General features: G+C 70.8%; 12 protein-coding genes and 2 pseudogenes. 5 read left to right on the top strand and 9 right to left on the bottom strand.

Features of this window, described 5'->3' with window-relative positions; translation table 11 throughout:
- Position 1: 1 nt before the first annotated feature.
- Genes trxA through dnaK form a run of 6 tightly spaced genes read right to left on the bottom strand, consistent with a single transcriptional unit; the run spans position 2 to position 6,957 of the window.
- Positions 2-448, bottom strand: coding sequence for a thioredoxin (gene trxA, locus ACZ5K7_RS39455; protein WP_468921736.1), 447 nt, complete (start codon positions 446-448; stop codon positions 2-4).
- Positions 445-3,084, bottom strand: a complete 2,640-nt coding sequence (gene clpB / locus ACZ5K7_RS39450; protein WP_450973671.1) for an ATP-dependent chaperone ClpB — start codon at positions 3,082-3,084, stop codon at positions 445-447. Before clpB ends, trxA begins: the two co-directional genes overlap by 4 nt.
- Positions 3,075-3,482, bottom strand: a complete 408-nt coding sequence (locus ACZ5K7_RS39445) for a chaperone modulator CbpM (protein WP_468921733.1) — start codon at positions 3,480-3,482, stop codon at positions 3,075-3,077. Before ACZ5K7_RS39445 ends, clpB begins: the two co-directional genes overlap by 10 nt.
- On the bottom strand, positions 3,482-4,432 hold the full coding sequence (locus ACZ5K7_RS39440; protein WP_468921730.1) for a DnaJ C-terminal domain-containing protein: 951 nt from the start codon (positions 4,430-4,432) through the stop codon (positions 3,482-3,484). The genes ACZ5K7_RS39445 and ACZ5K7_RS39440 overlap by 1 nt, the downstream gene beginning before the upstream one ends.
- Before the next feature lie 6 nt (positions 4,433-4,438).
- Entirely contained in the window at positions 4,439-5,047 is a 609-nt protein-coding gene (locus ACZ5K7_RS39435; protein ID WP_351704497.1) for a nucleotide exchange factor GrpE, read from the bottom strand.
- 8 nt (positions 5,048-5,055) lie between these two features.
- Positions 5,056-6,957, bottom strand: coding sequence for a molecular chaperone DnaK (dnaK, locus tag ACZ5K7_RS39430; RefSeq protein WP_351704494.1), 1,902 nt, complete (start codon positions 6,955-6,957; stop codon positions 5,056-5,058).
- A 292-nt stretch (positions 6,958-7,249) separates the two neighbouring features.
- Between dnaK and ACZ5K7_RS39425 the strand changes: the two genes are divergently transcribed.
- Positions 7,250-9,031: a PucR family transcriptional regulator gene (locus ACZ5K7_RS39425; RefSeq protein ID WP_468921726.1), complete on the top strand. Its 1,782-nt coding sequence runs from the start codon at positions 7,250-7,252 to the stop codon at positions 9,029-9,031.
- Positions 9,032-9,364: 333 nt separating this feature from the next.
- Here ACZ5K7_RS39425 and ACZ5K7_RS39420 read toward each other — a convergent pair whose 3' ends face one another.
- Positions 9,365-10,255 carry a LysR family transcriptional regulator gene (locus ACZ5K7_RS39420; RefSeq protein ID WP_468921723.1) on the bottom strand — a complete coding sequence of 297 codons (891 nt, stop codon included), beginning with the start codon at positions 10,253-10,255 and terminating at the stop codon, positions 9,365-9,367.
- A 260-nt stretch (positions 10,256-10,515) separates the two neighbouring features.
- Between ACZ5K7_RS39420 and ACZ5K7_RS39415 the strand changes: the two genes are divergently transcribed.
- On the top strand, positions 10,516-11,709 hold the full coding sequence (locus ACZ5K7_RS39415) for an MFS transporter (RefSeq protein ID WP_468921721.1): 1,194 nt from the start codon (positions 10,516-10,518) through the stop codon (positions 11,707-11,709).
- Positions 11,710-11,849: 140 nt separating this feature from the next.
- Positions 11,850-11,939 (top strand): annotated as a pseudogene (locus ACZ5K7_RS39410) (transposase); the annotation flags it as partial.
- Here ACZ5K7_RS39410 and uvrA read toward each other — a convergent pair.
- Together uvrA and ACZ5K7_RS39400 are read right to left on the bottom strand one after the other, a co-directional pair.
- Positions 11,912-14,398: an excinuclease ABC subunit UvrA gene (gene uvrA, locus ACZ5K7_RS39405; protein WP_468921718.1), complete on the bottom strand. Its 2,487-nt coding sequence runs from the start codon at positions 14,396-14,398 to the stop codon at positions 11,912-11,914. The pseudogene ACZ5K7_RS39410 and the gene uvrA overlap by 28 nt on opposite strands.
- Before the next feature lie 367 nt (positions 14,399-14,765).
- Positions 14,766-14,906, bottom strand: a pseudogene (locus tag ACZ5K7_RS39400) (transcriptional regulator); the annotation flags it as partial.
- A 155-nt stretch (positions 14,907-15,061) separates the two neighbouring features.
- Between ACZ5K7_RS39400 and ACZ5K7_RS39395 the strand changes: the two are divergent.
- On the top strand, positions 15,062-16,183 hold the full coding sequence (locus tag ACZ5K7_RS39395) for a hypothetical protein (RefSeq protein WP_351704478.1): 1,122 nt from the start codon (positions 15,062-15,064) through the stop codon (positions 16,181-16,183).
- A 324-nt stretch (positions 16,184-16,507) separates the two neighbouring features.
- Positions 16,508-17,683 carry a glutathione-independent formaldehyde dehydrogenase gene (locus ACZ5K7_RS39390; protein ID WP_351704475.1) on the top strand — a complete coding sequence of 392 codons (1,176 nt, stop codon included), beginning with the start codon at positions 16,508-16,510 and terminating at the stop codon, positions 17,681-17,683.
- Positions 17,684-17,824 lie beyond the last annotated feature (141 nt).

Genomic DNA, 17,824 nt, shown 5'->3' with positions numbered 1-17,824 from the left:
ATCACCCTTCCCGGGCCGTGATCGACTGTTCCACCCACCGGCGCAGAACGTCCGCGGGTGCCGCGCCGGCCTGCCGGGCGACCGTCTCGCCCTGGTCCAGGACAAGGAGTGTCGGTACCGCCTGGACCTCGAAACGCTGCGACAGCCGCGGGTTCTTGTCGACGTCGACCTTGACGAGTTTGATGCGGCCGGCGAGGTCGGTGGCGACCTTCTCCAGCGCGGGGCTGACCATGCGGCAGGGGCCGCACCAGGTGGCCCACAGGTCGACCACGACGGGGACGTCGGCCCGCTCGGCGACCTCGGTGAAGTCGTCGTCGCCCGCGTCCACCATCCACGGTAGGGGCTGCTTGCAGTGGCCGCACTTGGGGCGGCCCTCCGCGGCCACCGGCACCCGGTTGGTGCGCCCGCACTTGGGACAACTGACGGTCGTCGCCTGCATCGTGCTCATGCCGCCCGTGCCTCCTTCACGTCCTCGGGCTGGTCGTAGGTGACCACCAGTTCTCCGTGTTCGGCGTCGACGCGGACCGTCGCGCCGTCCTGGACGTCGCCGCGCAGCAGGGCGCGTCCGACCAGGGTCTCGACCTCGTGGGAGATGTAGCGGCGCAGTGGCCGGGCCCCGTACACCGGGTCGTAGCCCTGGTGGGCGATCGCTTCCCGGGCGGCGTCGGTGAGTTCGACGGTGATGCGGCGTTCGGCGAGCCGCTGCCGCAGCTCGTCGAACTGCAGCTCCACGATCCGCTCGATCTGCCGCTCGCCGAGCGGCTTGAACAGCACGATGTCGTCGACGCGGTTGAGGAACTCCGGGCGGAAGTGCCCGCGCAGCTCGCCCATCACCAGGGCACGGGCGTCCGGCTTGATCTCACCCTCGGCGGTGGCGCCGTCGAGGAGGTGCTCGGAGCCGATGTTGGACGTCATGATGATCACGGTGTTGCGGAAGTCGACGGTGCGGCCCTGCGCATCGGTGATGCGGCCGTCATCGAGGATCTGCAGCAGGGTGTTGAAGACATCGGTGTGCGCCTTCTCGATCTCGTCGAACAGCACGACCGAGTACGGCTTGCGGCGCACGGCCTCGGTGAGCTGGCCGCCTTCCTCGTAGCCGACGTATCCGGGCGGTGCGCCCATGAGCCGGCTGACCGTGTGCCGCTCCTGGTACTCACTCATGTCGAGGCGGACCATGTTCTCCTCGGAGTCGAACAGGGTCCGGGCGAGGGTCTTGGCCAACTCGGTCTTCCCGACGCCGGTGGGGCCGAGGAAGATGAACGAGCCGATGGGGCGGCGAGGGTCGCGGATGCCGGAGCGGGCGCGGATGACGGCGTCGGCGACGAGCTTGACGGCTTCGTCCTGGCCGATCACGCGCTCGCGCAGGATCTCGTCGAGGCGCAGCAGCTTCTCGCGTTCGCCCTCCTGGAGGCGGGCGACGGGGATGCCGGTCCAGGCGGCGACGATCTCGGCGATCTCCTCCTCGGTGACGACCTCGCGCAGCAGCCGCTCCTGTCCTTGCTTGGCGGTCAGTTGCTCCTCCTCCGCGGCGAGTCGGCGCTCCAGGTCCTGGAGGCGGCCGTAGCGGAGTTCGGCGGCGCGGTTGAGGTCGTAGGCGCGTTCCGCCTCCTCCGCATCGTGGCGGACCTGTTCCAGTTCCTGGCGCAGCTCCTGCACGCGGCGGATCGCCTGCCGTTCGGCCTCCCACTGGGCGTGTTTGGCATCGGCCTCGCCGCGCAGGTCGGCAAGTTCCCTGCGCAGCTCCTCCAGGCGGGTTTTGCTGGCCGCGTCGGTCTCCTTGGACAGGGCCGCTTCCTCGATCTCCAGGCGGGTGACGCGGCGGGTGATCTCGTCGAGTTCGGCGGGCATCGAGTCGATCTCGGTACGCAGCCGGGCGCACGCCTCGTCGACGAGGTCGATGGCCTTGTCGGGCAGGAACCGGTCGGTGATGTAGCGGTGGCTGAGGGTGGCCGCGGAGACCAGCGCGTTGTCCTGGATCTTCACGCCGTGGAAGACCTCCAGGCGTTCGCGCAGTCCGCGCAGGATGGAAATGGTGTCCTCCACGCTCGGCTCGTCGACCAGGACCTGCTGGAAGCGGCGTTCGAGGGCGGCGTCCTTCTCGATGTGCTTGCGGTACTCGTCGAGGGTGGTGGCGCCGATCATGTGGAGTTCGCCGCGGGCGAGCATCGGCTTGAGCATGTTGCCCGCGTCCATGGCCCCTTCGGCGGCGCCCGCTCCCACGACGGTGTGGAGTTCGTCGACGAAGAGCAGGATGCGCCCCTGGGCGGCCTTCACCTCGGACAGCACGGCCTTGAGGCGTTCCTCGAACTCGCCGCGGTACTTGGCGCCGGCGACCAGGGAGCCCATGTCGAGGGCGAACACCGTCTTGTCGCGCAGGCCCTCGGGGACATCGCCGCGAACGATGCGCTGGGCCAGGCCCTCGACGATGGCGGTCTTGCCGACGCCGGGGTCGCCGATGAGGACGGGATTGTTCTTGGTCTTGCGGCTGAGGATCTGGGTGACGCGGCGGATCTCCGCGTCACGGCCGATGACCGGGTCCAGCCGCCCGGACCGAGCCTCGAGGACCAGGTCGCGGCCGTACTTCTCCAGAGCCTCGTAGGCCACTTCGGGGTTGGCGGAGGTGACGCGCTGGTTGCCGCGGACCTGGGTGAGCGCGCTCAGGAACGAGTCCCTGGTGATGCCGGCCTGCTTGAGCAGGCGCCCGGCGGCGGTCGAAGAGCTCTCCTCGGCCAGGGCGAGCAGGAGGTGCTCCACGGACACGTACTCGTCCTTGAGGCGTTTGGCCTCCCGTTCGGCGGCGTCGAGGAGGCGGCCGAGGCGCTGGGTGACGAAGACCTGGCCGGGTGCCGCGCCGGGGCCGGTGACCTTCGGGCGGCGGGAGAGTTCCTCGCGCACGGCCGCGCGCAGTTCCTTCGGCTCGGTGCCGGCCTGTTGCAGCAACCGCGGGATCAGACCGTCCTCCTGATCGAGAAGTGCGAGCAACAGGTGTTCCCCGTCGACCTCGGTGTGCCCCATGCCGACGGCCGCGGTCTGGGCCTCCTGGAGGGCTTCCTGGGACTTCTGGGTGAGACGGTTCATGTCCATGGGGGTGTTTCACTCCTCGTGCCGCGGCCGCGCAGGGCGGCTTCGAGCAGGCTGATGCGGTCGAGCAGGTCGAGCACCAGGCCGATGGATGCGTAGTTGAGGCAGAGTCCGGTGCGCAACCGCTGGATGCGGGCGAGAACCGCCGGGGCCGTGGGGTCGAACACCAGGTGCCCCGCGGCGTCGCGTTCGGCGTCGACAAGGCCGAGGGCCACGAACCGGCGGATCAGATCGGGGTGGAGGCCCGAGCGACGGGCCACGGTTACGAGGGAGAGCCTGGGGGCGGGCACGAGCGCGTACCGGACAGCCGTCGAGGCGGTGACGTCTGCGCCCGTTCGTACCGGACGGGCGCCCCCGCCGGCCCGGCCGATGCCTGCCGCTCCCACGGGTCGGTCGTTCATCACGTCCTCCTGGGGTCGAACGAGGAAGTGGCGGCGAGCTCCTCGAACAGTTCGCGCTCCCGGTCGCCGAGGGTGGGCGGCACCATGATGCGGAGTTCGGCGTACAGGTCGCCGTTCGCGCCGCGCGGGTTCGGCATGCCCTCGCCACGCAGCCGCAGCCGCCGGCCGCTGGACGAACCCGCGGGCACCGTGACCTTGGCCGTCCCGCCGCCGGGCGTGGGCACCGGCACGGTCGCGCCCAGGGCCGCCTCCCAGGGGGCGACCGGGACCTGGATGTGCACGTCGCGGCCGTCCAGCCGGAACCGGGGGTGGGGCCGGATGCGCACCCGCAGGTACAGGTCGCCCGCGGCGGCGTCACCACTGCCCCGGCCGCCCTCGCCCGCCAGCCGGATGCGCTGCCCGTCCGTGACGCCCGGCGGCACGTCGACCTCGTACCGCCGCGGCTGCCCGGTGGGACCGGCGAGCGTGACGGTGCGACGGCCGCCTCGGTACGCCTCCTCGACGGTGAGCGGCAGCTCGGCCTCTTGGTCCGCTCCGGGGACGCCGCCCGGGGCGGCGCCGGCTCCGAACATGGAGCCGAACAGGTCCTCGATGTCGATGCCCTCCGCGCCGAAGTCGTCGCCGAAGCCGGTGGCGTACCGGACACGGGGGCCGCCCGCGCCCGCGGTCCTCCGACCGCGGAAGCCGCCGCCCGCTCCGGCCGCGACCCGTTCGTCGAAGTCCTCGGGGATCTTGCGGAAGTCCTCGCCGAAGCGGTCGTAGCGGGCCCGGGTCTTGGGATCGGACAGGACGCTGTGTGCCTCGTTGAGGTCCTTGAAACGCTCCTCCGCCCCGGGGTCCTTGTTGACGTCGGGGTGGTACCTGCGGGCGAGTTTGCGATACGCCTGCTGGATCTCGTCCTGGCTCGCGGTCCGCGACACGCCCAGCACCTCGTAGTAGTCCCGTGCCATGACCGGTCACTCCCGCTTCGCGACGGTCACCGCGGCCGGCCTGAGCTGCCTGTCGCCGTCCCCGTAGCCGGGGCGCAGCACCTCGACGACCGTGCCCGGTGGGGCGTCCGGGTCCTGGACGACACCGACCACCTCGTGCCGGGCCGGGTCGAAGGCGACGCCGGTCTCCGCGTGCCGCGGGTAGCCGAGCAGTTCGAGGACGTTCACCGCCTGGTCGCGTACGGCCCGGATGCCCTCCACGACCGCGCCCGGATCGGCGCCGGCGTGGGTCAGGGCGAGTTCGAGGTTGTCGAGGACGGGCAGGAAGGCGGCCGCCGTGCGGGACCGCTCGACCGCCCGTTCCCGCTCCAGTTCCCTGGCGTGACGCTTGCGAAGGTTGTCGAGGTCGGCGAGTGCGCGCCGCCAGCGGTCCTCCAGTTCCTGGATCGCGGTCGTGTACTCGTCCTCGGCAGGCGCGGGGCCGGCGGCGTCGGGTCCCGGTTCGCCGTTCGCCGCTTCCGGCCGGGGCGAGCCCGGTTGGGGCAAATCCCCGCGAGGAGGGCGTCCGGCGCCTTCCGGGACCGGTTCGACCGGATCCGACGCGGCCCGGTCGGGTTCCTGGGGGTAGGTGGGCATGGCGCGCCTCAGCCCTTGTCGAACTCGGCGTCGATGACATCATCGTCACCGCCACCGCCACTCGTGGGACCACCGGTGGCGGCATCCTGGCCGGGACCGCCATCCGCGGTGGCGGCGCCCTGATGGGCCGCCAGCCCGGCGAGCACCTGCTGGAGTTCGGAGGTGAGGGGCCGCACACGCTCCACGCCCGCCTCATCCTTGACCGCCGCCCGGGCGTCGGACACGAGCATCTCGGCACGTGCCTTCTCGTGCGCCGGCGCTGCGTCGCCCAGTTCGGCGAGGCGCTTCTCGACCTGGTACGCGATGGCGTCGAGTTCGTTGCGGGCGTCGACGGCCTCGCGGAGTGCCTGGTCCTGGCCCTGGTTGCGCTCGGCCTCCTGGAGCATGCGTTCGACCTCACTGCGGTCCAGGTTGGAGCTCTCGCTGATGGTGATGCCCTGTTCCTTGCCGGTGTCCCGGTCGCGGGCCTTGACGTTGAGGATGCCGTTGGCGTCGATGTCGAAGGTGACCTCGATCTGTGGTTCGCCCCGCGGCGCCGGCCGGATGTCGGTGAGCTGGAACCGGCCGAGCACGCGGTTGTCGGCCGCGGACTCACGCTCGCCCTGCAGCACCACCACATCGACGGCCGGTTGGTTGTCCTCCGCAGTGGAGAAGGTCTCGCTGCGGCGTACCGGGATGGTGGTGTTCCGCTCGACGATCTTCGTCATCACTCCGCCGCGCGTCTCCACGCCCAGCGACAAAGGTGTGACGTCGAGCAGCAGGACGTCCTTGACCTCGCCCTTGAGCACCCCGGCCTGGATCGCGGCGCCCAGGGCCACGACCTCGTCGGGGTTGACGCTCATGTTGGGTTCCTTGCCGCCGGTCAGTCGGCGGACCAGGGACTGGACCGCCGGGATACGCGTGGAACCGCCCACGAGGATGACCTCGTCGATGTCGCTCTCGCCGACCTTGGCGTCGGCCATCGCCTGCTGGACCGGTCCCAGGCAGCGCTCCACCAGGTCGCCGGTGATCTGCTCGAACGTGGACCGCATGATCGAGTCGGTGAGGTGCTTGGGGCCCGAGGCGTCGGCGGTGATGAACGGCAGGCTGACCTGCGTCTGCGTCACCGAACTGAGCTCGGTCTTGGCCTTCTCCGCCGCCTCGAACAGTCGTTGCAGCGCCTGCGGGTCCTTGCGCAGGTCGATGCCGTTCTCCTTCTGGAAGTCGTCCGCGAGGTAATCCACCAGACGCCGGTCGAAGTCGTCGCCGCCCAGGTGGCTGTCGCCGGCGGTGGAGCGCACCTCCACCACGCCGTCGCCGACGTCGAGGATGCTCACGTCGAAGGTGCCGCCGCCCAGGTCGAAGACGAGGACGGTCTCGTGCTCCTTCTTGTCCATGCCGTACGCGAGGGCGGCCGCCGTCGGCTCGTTGATGATCCGCAGCACCTCCAGTCCCGCGATCCGTCCGGCGTCCTTGGTGGCGGTGCGCTGAGCGTCGTTGAAGTATGCGGGCACCGTGATGACCGCCTCCGTGACCCGCTCCCCGAGCTGCTTGGAGGCGTCGTCGGCGAGTTTGCGCAGCACCTGTGCGCTGATCTCCTCAGGCGCGTAGAGCTTGTCGCGCACCTTGAAGCGGGCCGCCCCGCCGTCGCCCTCGACGACGTCGTACGCCACCGCCCTGGCCTCGTCGGAGATCTCGTCGAAGTGCCGGCCGATGAACCGCTTGGCCGAGTAGATGGTGCCCTTCGGGTTGAGGATCGCCTGGCGCCGGGCCAGCTGGCCCACCAGACGCTCCCCGGTGTCGGTGAAGGCCACCACGGACGGTGTCGTGCGGTTGCCCTCGCTGTTGGGCACGACGGACGGCTCGCCGCCCTCCCACACGGCGATCACCGAGTTGGTGGTGCCCAGGTCGATGCCCACTGCCTTGGCCATGAGGAACTCCTCCCGGTACGGCGCCCGCGTCGACTCTCCGGATCACGTTCGTTCAGGTAGGGGGACCTCCGCCGGTTTCCCACCCGTGCGCACGGAGGGTCTCGAGTACTCCCCAGGGTGACGAACCGGGTGGCTCCACGCCTGCGCCTGGCGAGTCAGGAATGCACGGGCCCGGTCGCCCTACGAGTACGAGAGAAAGAAAGAATCCGAACATCTCGGGTAAGCCGGCCGGGAGCGGGTACGCGAATTACCGCTCGCCTCCCTGAAGGCTCGGGGAGAACGGAGTGATGCCATGGCCGGCAGCCGGACGCACAGCCCGTACCACCGCTGCCCCGACCGGGCGGGTGGCCTTTCGCGGGGCAGCGCCCGGCGGCACCCCACGGCCGCGCGCAGACAGCCCCGCCCATCCGCTCGCACCCCGGCCGACCATGACCCCCGCGACCTGATGGTGCTCTCCCGCGCCCTGTTCGACACCTCGGACGAAGACGAGATCCTGCGACTGGCCATGGACCACATAGCCGCCGCGGGGCCGTACCGCGCCGAGGCCGGATACCTCAAGGTGGGCGGCGGCCTGGTCCCCAGCCCGAGGAACGGGCAGACGCATGCCTCGGCCGTGGGCCGGAGGGTGCGGGAGCTGGCGGGGCAGGACGGCCCTGTGACCGTACCCGGCAGGCCCTGGGGCCGGGCCCTGGGGCTACGCGGACTTGAGGAACTTCACGGCTACCTCGTGGTGACGTCCCGCTCCCGGCCGTCCGAGGCGGAGCGATTCCTGCTCGCCACGATCGTCCGGCACACCGCTGCCGCACTGTCAGTCGCCTTCGCACACCGCCACCAACGCGAGGACGCGCTGGAACTGCACCGACTCAGGGACGAACGCACAGCCCTCCAGCGGCAGCTGATCTCCGTCGAGGCTGAGCTGGAGTACCAGCGAGCCGTTCACACGCTCATGGCCGACGTCGCTGCCTCGGGCGGCGGCGAGGAAGCCATCACCCGCGCACTGCACAGGCTCACCGGACTCCCCGCGCTGGTCGAGGACCGCTTCGGTCGGCTGAGGTCCTGGACCGGCCCCCGCCGTCCCGACCCCTATCCGGAACCGGATCCCGTGCGCCAGGACGAGATGCTGCACGCCGTCGCCCGGGAGGTCGGGCCGGTGCGGATCAAGGACCGGCTGATCAGCCTGGTCCGCCCGCACGGCGAGACCCTGGGCGTACTGGCCCTGGTCGATGCCCGGGGCGACGCCGACGAGCACACGGTGCTCGCGCTGGAACACGCCGCCACGTCGCTCGCCCTGGAGCTGGTGCACCTGCGTAATCTGGCCGAAGTCGAGCTGAGGCTGCACCGCGAGCTGGTCGACGACCTCCTGGCAGGGACGGACGCTGCGAGCGCCTACGCCCGGTCGGAGGCGATCGGACACGATCTGCACCGCAGCCACTACGTCGTCGTGGTGCAGTGGTCGAACCGGACCGTGGACGATTCCTTCGCGCAGACCGTGGGCCGGGCGGCCTCTGCCGTGGGCATGCGCTCGCTGCTGACCCGACGTTCCGACCACGTGGTCCTGGTCACCGACGACAGGCCGCACGCCCGCGCGCTGTACGAGGCGCTCGCCCGGGAGACCGGGACACGGTCCGGGACGATCGGGGTGAGCGCCCCTTGCGACTCCCTGACCGACATCCCCCACCGCTACCAGGAGGCGCAGCGCGCCCTGGAAGTGCGCCGCCACTCCCGCGAGCGCTACGGCACGACGTTCTTCGACGAGCTCGGCCTCTACCGCATCCTGGGACCTGGCAACGACTACCGGGAACTGGAGACGTTCGTCCACGAGTGGCTCGGGCAGCTCATCGACTACGACTCGCGGCACCACGCGGCCATGGTGGAGACCCTGTCCCGGTACTTCGACTGCGGCGGCAACTACGACGAGACCGCCGACTCCCTCGCGATCCACCGCAGCACGCTGCGCTATCGGCTCCAGCGCATCCGCGACATCAGCGGCAACGACCTCGCGAACGTCGAGGACCGGCTGAACCTCCAGGTGGCGACCCGAGTGTGGAAGATCGTGCTGGGCGGACCCGGCTGATGCCTCGCTGGAACCTCTGCGCGAGCGGTGTCAGCAGCCAGTTGGGCGGGCTGCCCTGCTACAGCGCCGCGGTGGGTGGGTGGCCCTTCCCCGGTTTGCTCCAGCGAGGTCGCGTCGCGCCAGAAGACGGGGGCCTTGGTTCATCACCGCCATCTCGATGATCGGCGGGGCCTTCGGCACCAGCCTCGAAGGGGACGAGAAGGTGTCCGACGCCGCCTGTGGACGACGGCAGCGTGAACGTCAGCGGATGCCGCGGCAGTTGTCGCGGCCGGAACGAGGCGAACGCAGGGGGCCGACACCACCGACGGGTGATGCCCGGGCCGTGGCCGGGCGTCACAGGGCGATGACGTGGAGGTCGACCAGGTCGAGCAGCGCCCGCAGGGCCGAGCTGGGCCGCCGGGTCGACGACGTGCCGAGATGCATGCTCCAGCGGAGCATGGTGCCGTGGACGTCCAGGACGTGCAGGCCGGGGGTGCGGGCAACGGCGAACGCGGGCAGGAAGGCGATGCCCAGACCGTGCCGGACCAGTGCCGCCCCCATGTCGATGTCGGGCACTTCCAGTGCCACCCGGCGTACGACGCCCGCCGCCGCGAACGCCCGGTCGACCACCTCGCGGTTGCCGTAACCCGGCGGGAAGTCCACGAAGGGTTCCCCCGCGAGGTCCGCAAGTGCCACCTCCCCCCGCTGCGCGAGCGGATGGGCGGCGCTCACCACCAGGACGAGCGGCACGGTGGCCAGCGCCCGTGCGTCGATCCCGGCGGGCTTGTGCTCGGGCAGCGACAGGAAGGCCACGTCCAGGTCCCCGCTGAGCAGTGCGTGCGCCAGACCCGCCGAGCCGGTCGTCGCCAGCCGCAGCCGGACGTCGATCGCCGGATGCCGCGCGTGCAGCTGCCCGAGGAGCGCAGGCAGGTCCACCACCTCGACCGAGGCCATGGCACCCACGTTCACCGTGCCGCGCAGCGTGTCCTGTGCCTCGCGCACGGCGTCCTGGGCCGCCTGGGCGGCGTGCAGGGTGGCCCGAGCCTCCGGCAGCAGCGCCGCGCCCGCCCCGGTGAGCCGGACCTGCTGCGACGTGCGCTCGAACAGCGCGCAGCCGAGCTCGCGCTCGAGGGAGCGGATCGCGGCGGACACCCCGGACTGCACCACGTGCAGCCGACGGGCGGCACGCGTGAAACTCAGCTCCTCGGCGACCGCGATGAATTGCTCCAGCTGACGTAGCTCCACACGAGAAGTATCACTCACATTGCTAGAGCCCAGCAGAAACATTCGTTGGCACTGATCCAGGCTGGTGAGGAGGATGGAAAACGCCATCCACTTCCGCCCGAGGAGGGGTACCCCTGCCTGCCGTTCCCACGCCGCTGAGCCGTCCCGCAACCGACGCTCCCGGCTACCCGACCCACCGGATCCCAGCACCCGCTCCCGCCGACCTGCCGCCCCGCGCCCCCGCCCGGGGCCGTGCCTCGCACACGACCGGCTTCTGGTTCGTGGCGGTGGCCTTCACCGTGCTGATGGCCTTCGGCACCGCGCCGACCCCGTTGTGGCCGCTGTACGAGGCCCGGGACCACTTCGGCGCGACCACGGTCACGGTCGCGTACGCCTCGATGGTCGTGGGCGCGGCGGCCGCCTTCCTCGGACTGGGACACCTGTCGGACCGGCTCGGCCGGCGCCGCGTCATCGTCCCGGCGCTGCTGGTCGGCATCGTCGCGTCGGTCGTACTGATCGCGTGGCGGGACCTGCCGGGGCTGATCGCGGGCAGGATCCTGAACGGTGTCGGACTGGGGCTGATGGCCTCGACCGCGACGACGTACCTGCACGACCTCCACCACGAGGCCCGCCCGGAACGGACGGGTTCGGTGCTGCCCGGCATCGTGGCCACCGCCGCCAACCTCGGCGGCCTGGCCGCAGGGCCCCTGGTCGCCGGAGCCGCCGCCGAGTGGCTTCCCATGCCCCTGATCACCACCCAGGCGATCTTCACGCTCGCCATGGCGGTGTGCCTGGTGCTGGTGCTGTCCACCCCGGAGACCGTGGACCTGGAGCTGCCCGCGGCCGAACCGCCCAGCAGGTTCGTCCTCCGCCCCGGCGGCCGGCGGACGTTCGGCGCGGCCGGCGCGCTGGGCGCCTTCGCCTTCGCGATCCTCGGCCTGATCTCCTCCCTCGGGGCGAGCGTGCTCCACGGCACCCTGCACACCGACTCGCACCTCGTGGTCGGCCTGGCGGCCTTCCTCATGTTCGGTTCCGCGGCGGCCGCCCAGCTGGTGCTGGGCCGCCTCCCACTGCCCCGGGTCCTGACCGTGGGAGCAGTGGTCTTCCCGGTCGGCCTGGTCCTGTGCGCCGTGGCCCTCTACCACCCGGTGCTCTGGCTCTACCTGGTCGCCGTGTCCCTGTCGGGAGCGGGCTCCGGGCTGCTGTTCAAGGGAGGCGTCGGACGTGCCGTTTCAGCGGCCGAGCCCGCCTCACGCGCGGGGGTCCTCGCCGTGTTCTTCGTCGTCGCGTACCTGGGAATGGGCCTGCCCTCCGTCCTGTTCAGCATCGCCCTGCGGCATTTCGCCGTGCAGACCGCGATGATCGGCTTCGCGGCGGTCCTCTCATGCGGCGCCGTTGTGTCGGTCGCCGTCGCGTTGCGCGACCGCGCGCCCGGTCCCGGCACTCTCTCGGCGCGGTCGGCTCGCCCCTCCTGACCTCCCTGCGGCGCATGCGACCTCGGTTGTCCGGGGGGCGCGGACGGGACCTCTACCTGTCATCACCATGATGAACGCCATCCGGATCACTGGATCGATGCCATGGGATTCCACTCCCCGGCGGGGGGCACCATCAGTGCCGGGTGCGTACCGGTGTTCCGTGGCGGGACATGCCCGTCGAGTACGGGCCGTGGGGCCGGGTCTACGACCTGTTCCGCCGATGGCCGCGCGCGAGCCGGGCCGCGAGATAGGGCGCGGTGGCGCTGCGGCGGGCCCTCGCCACCTTGGCCGGCGGCCCCGCCGCGACCACCCGCCCGCCCGCGTCGCCGCCGCCCGGCCCGAGGTCGATCACCCAGTCGGCGGTGGCGATCGTGTCCAGGTCGTGCTCGACGAGGACGACCGTGTTGCCGGCGTCGACGAGCCGGTGCAGCTGTCGCAGCAGCAGTGCGATGTCCGAGGGGTGCAGCCCCGCCGTCGGCTCGTCGAGCAGGTAGAGCGCGTGCCCGCGGCGGGCTCGCTGCAGTTCGGTGGCCAGTTTGATGCGTTGCGCCTCACCACCGCTGAGTTCCGTCGCGGGCTGCCCCAGCCGCAGGTACCCCAGTCCCACCTCGCGCAACGTCTCCAGACTGCGGGAGGCGGCCGGGACCGCGGACAGGAACTCGGCGGCGGCGTCGACGGACAGCGCCAGCACTTCCGCGATGTTCTTGCCGCGGTAGGTGACCTCCAGCGTTTCGGCGTTGTACCGGGCGCCCTGGCAGGTCGGGCACGGCGCGTAGGTGCCGGGCAGGAACAGCAGTTCCACCGCGACGAATCCTTCGCCCTGGCAGGTCTCGCACCGCCCTTCGGGCACGTTGAAGGAGAACCGCCCGGCCGAGTAGCCGCGCGCCCTGGCCTCGTCCGTCGCCGCGTACAGCTTGCGCACCGCGTCGAACATCCCCGTGTACGTGGCCAGGTTGGACCGGGGAGTCCGGCCGATGGGCCGTTGGTCGACCAGGACCAGCCGGTCGAACGACTCGACCCCCGACGCGTCCTGGACGTCGACCTCCAGGTGCGCCTCGTCGGGCTCCTCGGGTACGAGTCCGAGGTGGCCGCGGACGACCTCGGCGAGCACCTGCGTCACCAGCGTCGACTTTCCGGAACCGGACACGCCCGTCACCGCCGTCAGTACGCAGAGCGGTACGTCGACGGACACGTCGTGCAGGTTGTGGCGGGAGACGCCGCTCAGGTGCAGCCGGCCGTGCGGTGTGCGCGGGCGGTGATCGAGCGGCTGGGCGCGCCCGAACAGGTACTGGCTCGTGGCCGACTCCCCGACCTGCTCAAGACCGGCGACCGGGCCGCTGTACAGCACGCGTCCGCCGCCCTCACCCGCGCCGGGGCCGATGTCGACCACCCAGTCCGCCCGCCGTACGACGTCCATGTCGTGCTCCACGACGAACAGCGAGTTGCCCGCCGCCTTGAGGCGGTCCAGCACGTCCAGCAGCGGTTCCGCGTCAGCCGGGTGCAGGCCCGCGGAGGGTTCGTCGAGGACGTAGACGACGCCGAACAGCCCCGAGCGCAGCTGGGTGGCGATCCGCAGGCGCTGCGCCTCGCCGGGCGACAGGGTCGTCGAGCGGCGCCCGAGGCTGAGATATCCGAGGCCCAGGTCGAGCAGTACGTCGACCCGCGCGACCAGATCGCCGCAGATCCGGACCGCGACCTCGGTCGTCTCCCCGGATCGGGCGGTCGACGTGGTGGCGTCGGCCTCGGACCGCCCCGCGACGGGCCGCAGCAGCGCCACGACCTCGGTGAGCGGCATCGCGTTGATCTCGGCGATGGAACGTCCGGCGAACGTCACGGCGAGCGCCTCGGGCCGCAGTCCGCTGCCGTGACACTCGGGGCAGGGCACACTCCTGACGAACCGGAGCGCCCGTTCGCGCATCTTCTCGCTCTTGGAGTCGGCGAGGACGTGCATGACGTGCTTGCGGGCGCTCCAGAACTTGCCCTGGTAGCCGTAGTCGACGCGGTCCTCCTCCGGCTCGATGTACACGGAGGGCTGCTCGTCCGTGTACAGCAGCCAGTCCCGGTCCTTCTTCCTGAGCCTGCGCCACGGTCGGTCGATGTCGATCCCCAGGCCGCTCACGACACTGCGCAGGTTGGCGCCCTGCCAGGCGCCCGGCCAGGCGGCGATCGCCCCCTCGCGGATGCTCAGCGAGGGGTCCGGCACGAGCAGGTCCTCGGCGACGTCGTGCACGACACCCAGTCCGTGGCACTCCGGGCAGGCCCCGGCCGCGGTGTTGGGCGAGAACGACTCGGCCTCCAGCCGTGCGACCCCGGGCGGATAGGTGCCGGCGCGGGAGTACAGCATGCGCAGCAGATTGGACAGCGTGGTGATGGTGCCGACCGTCGAGCGCGAGCTGGGCGACCCGCGTCGCTGCTGCAGGGCCACGGCCGGTGGCAGTCCGGTGATTTCCTGCACGTGCGGTGCGCCGACCTGTTGCAACAGCCTTCGGGCGTACGGTGCCACGGACTCGAAGTAGCGCCGCTGGGCCTCCGCGTAGAGCGTGCCGAACGCGAGCGAGGACTTGCCCGAACCGGAGACGCCGGTGAAGGCGACCATCGCGTCCCGCGGAACGTCGACATCGATGTTCCGCAGGTTGTTCTCACCGGCGCCCCGGACATGCACGAAGGGGTCGGTCGCGTCCTTGTTCACCGTTCCTGATTACCTGATCGCGCCGGGAACCGCGCGACAGGCGCCGTCACCGGGCCCCGCTCACACGAGCGTCCGGAGAATCCCGGTATGAGCCGCTCCCAGGGAACATTCGAGGGTGCTTCAGCGTTGATCCGTATGTGGGCGTGAAGGGAACAGTGTCCCCGGGCCTCACCCTTTGCCCATGAGGACGATCGTTCGGCTGAAGCCTTATGGAGCCCCCGCCGCGAGGCGACCGCCCTTCGCGCCCACTCTCGATCGGCCCCGGCTGGGGATCCCCCGAACCAGTCGGGGCCTTCGCCTGACCCCTGCCGGCGCCCTTCGGCGAACGCGGTGGTTCGCCTCCCGGTAACGCACTCGCCCCGGCGGCTCAGCCCCAGGTCGCGAGCATGCGCCCCATGGCGGCCATGACCGAGGGCTCGCCCCGGTAGCAGACCCACGTGCCGCGCCGCTCGGAGGTGAGCGGCCCGGTCTCCCCGCGCTTCTTCGGACGGTGGGAGACGATCGGCTGCGGTGGATCAGGCCCTGTGCGGGGAGGACGAGGAGACCTGACCGTACCGCCTGCACCTGCTGGCAGGGGCCAGCGTGTCAAGCGGCGTCGGCGATACCTCGGAGGCATCCTGTGGGCACGGGCGGTCGCGCGGGGGCAGCCGACGAGAAGGAGTCATGCGGGTGTCGTCTCAGGGCGTTACGGTCGTGGCCCTCCTGGCGGATCCCGACGCGCCCACGGAGATCGCGCAGCGCATGGCCCGGACACTTCCCGCTCGGCTCGCCGACAGGTCAGGCCAGGGACGACGGTTCGACGTCGAGGTGGTCAGTGAGCCCTTCACCGCGGGGACCGAGGACCCGCCTACCTTGATGCGCCGGATCATGGACCGCGGAAGAGCGGAGAGTTGGGACATCATCGTGGCCCTCACCGACCTTCCGCTGCACTCGCACGGGCGCAAGCTCGTTGTGGATCTGAGTCATGAACACGGCGTGGCCCTGCTGTCTCTTCCTCCGCTGGGGGGCTTGCGTCTGCAGACGAGAGCCCGGCGGGCCGTGGAAGAAGCCGTGCTCAGCTTGGCGGCCCCGCGGGCCACCGGCGCTGGGGGACCTCCGCGGAGTCAGCCGCTTCTGGGACCCTTCGTCAGCCGCCTCGCGCCTATTCACCCGGGCCAGGTCGGTGAGGAGGAGACCGCTGATCTTCGGTACGTCGTCAGCGGACCGCGCGGTTACCTGAGGGTGCTCGTCGGTATGGTCCGCGCCAACCGGCCGTGGCGCTTGGTGCCGGGCTTGTCGAAAGCCCTGGCAGCCGCACTCGCCACGGGAGCAGTCGCCACTGTGAACTCCACCATCTGGAACCTGGCCGAGTCCCTGAGCGCGCCACGCCTCGTGATCGCCACGGTCGGGTCCGTCGTGCTCATGATCGGCTGGCTGATCGTGGACGCGCAGCTGTGGCATCGATCAGCAGAGGCCTCGCGGGAGGCGAGGCAGAGGGCGAGGCTCTACAACGCCTCGACGGTCGTGACCGTGGGTATCGGGGTGCTCGTCTGCTACGGCGGTCTGATCGTCGTCAACTTGGTGTGGGCCCTGTTCATCCTCAACGACCAAGTGTTCGCCTCCACGACACGAACCCCGCTTCACGCCGCGGAATACTGGACGTTGTCCTGGTTCGTCGCTTCGGTCGCCACGGTGGGCGGGGCGCTGGGATCAGGCTTGGAGAGCGACGAGGCGATCCGGGCAGCCGCCTACTCCAAGCGCGAACAGGAGCGCCGCCAGATGCTCCAGGACGACGACGGCTACTAGCTGGTTGAGCCGAGTCGGAGATTCGTTGGTGGCTGGTGGCTGGTGGCTGGTGGTCGTCGGTGTGCGAAGACTCCGCTGATCGATCGGTGCGTGGTCGTTTCGCGTCAAGGGCCGACGGGGACTCGGAAGGCACGCCGCCGGAGCGCCGAAGCCCGACGAGCAGGCCCATGGCGGCACCGCCGTTCCACCTGAACCGGGCGAACGGCCCCCAGAGGCATGCCGGAGCCATCGACCCCGTCGCACCAACTCCCGGGAGCCAGGCTCGGTGCGCCGTCTCCATCGCACCCGTGCTGCGGTCATGCCGCGGCACCGAAGGAAGCGATCATGAAAGCAGCGGTATATGAAGGCCCGCGAACGGTCACCGTGAAGGACGTACCGGACGCGAAGATCGAACACCCCTGCGACATCATCGTCAAGATCACCACTACCAACATCTGCGGTTCGGACCTGCACATGTACGAGGGCCGCACCTCGTTCGAGTCCGGCCGCACCCTGGGACACGAGAACATGGGCCAGGTCGTGGAGGTCGGCTCGGCCGTCCGCAAGGTCCAGGTCGGCGAGTATGTGGTCCTGCCCTTCAACATCGCCTGCGGCTTCTGCAAGCAGTGCGAGCGGGGTCTGACCAACTACTGCCTGACCATGCAGCCGGAACCGGCTCTCGCGGGAGCCGCCTACGGGTTCGCCGACATGGGCCCCTACCAGGGCGGCCAGGCGGAACTGCTGCGCGTGCCCTACGGCGACTTCAACGCGCTGCGTCTGGGGGAGGACGCCGCCGAGCGCCAGACCGACTACGTGATGCTCGCCGACATCTTCCCCACCGGCTATCACGCCACCGAGATGGCCCACGTCAAACCGGGCGACCAGACGATCGTCTTCGGGGCCGGTCCCGTCGGGCTGATGGCGGCCTACTCCGCCGTCCTCAAGGGCGCCGGGCGCGTCTGGGTGGCCGACCACCAGCCCGACCGGCTGCGCAAGGCGGAGGAGATCGGGGCCATCCCGATCAACTCCGCCGAGCAGCAGCCGGCGGAGGTCGTCAAGGAGGCCACCCTCGGTCTGGGCGCCGACAACGGCTGTGAGTGTGTCGGATACCAGGCACACGACCCCGAGGGACACGAGGACGCCAGCCTCACGCTCAACGGACTGATCGACTCGGTCAGGTTCACGGGCGACATCGGCGTGGTGGGCGTGTTCCTGCCCCAGGACCCCGGCGGCGCGCAGGCCCAGGGGGAGCTGGAGGCGCAGGGCAAGGTCCCGATCGACTTCGGCATGATGTGGTTCAAGGGCCAGCACATGGGTACCGGGCAGGCGCCGGTGAAGAGGTACAACCGGGCGCTGCGGGATCTGATCGCCGGAGAGAAGGCAAAGCCGAGCTTCGTCGTCTCCCACGAACTCAGCCTGGACGAGGCCCCCACCGCCTACGAGCACTTCGACGCCCGTGACGAGGGCTGGACCAAGGTGGTCCTGCATCCGAACGGACACGGGAACGGCCACAAGCGGTAAGAGACCCGGGCCCGACGTCCCGCCAGTTTCACGCGGACCGGTCCGGGGGCCGGGCGGCGATCTGCTCGTCCTCCGGCCGGGGCTGGGGGCTATCGCCCGCGCTCCGGTCGGACCTGAACCCATGGCGAATCCCTGCGCTCC

The sequence above is a fragment of the Streptomyces sp. NPDC031497 genome (genome assembly GCF_055580905.1).
Note: the sequence above shows the minus strand (reverse complement) of the source record. Positions and strands in the feature narration are given on the sequence as shown.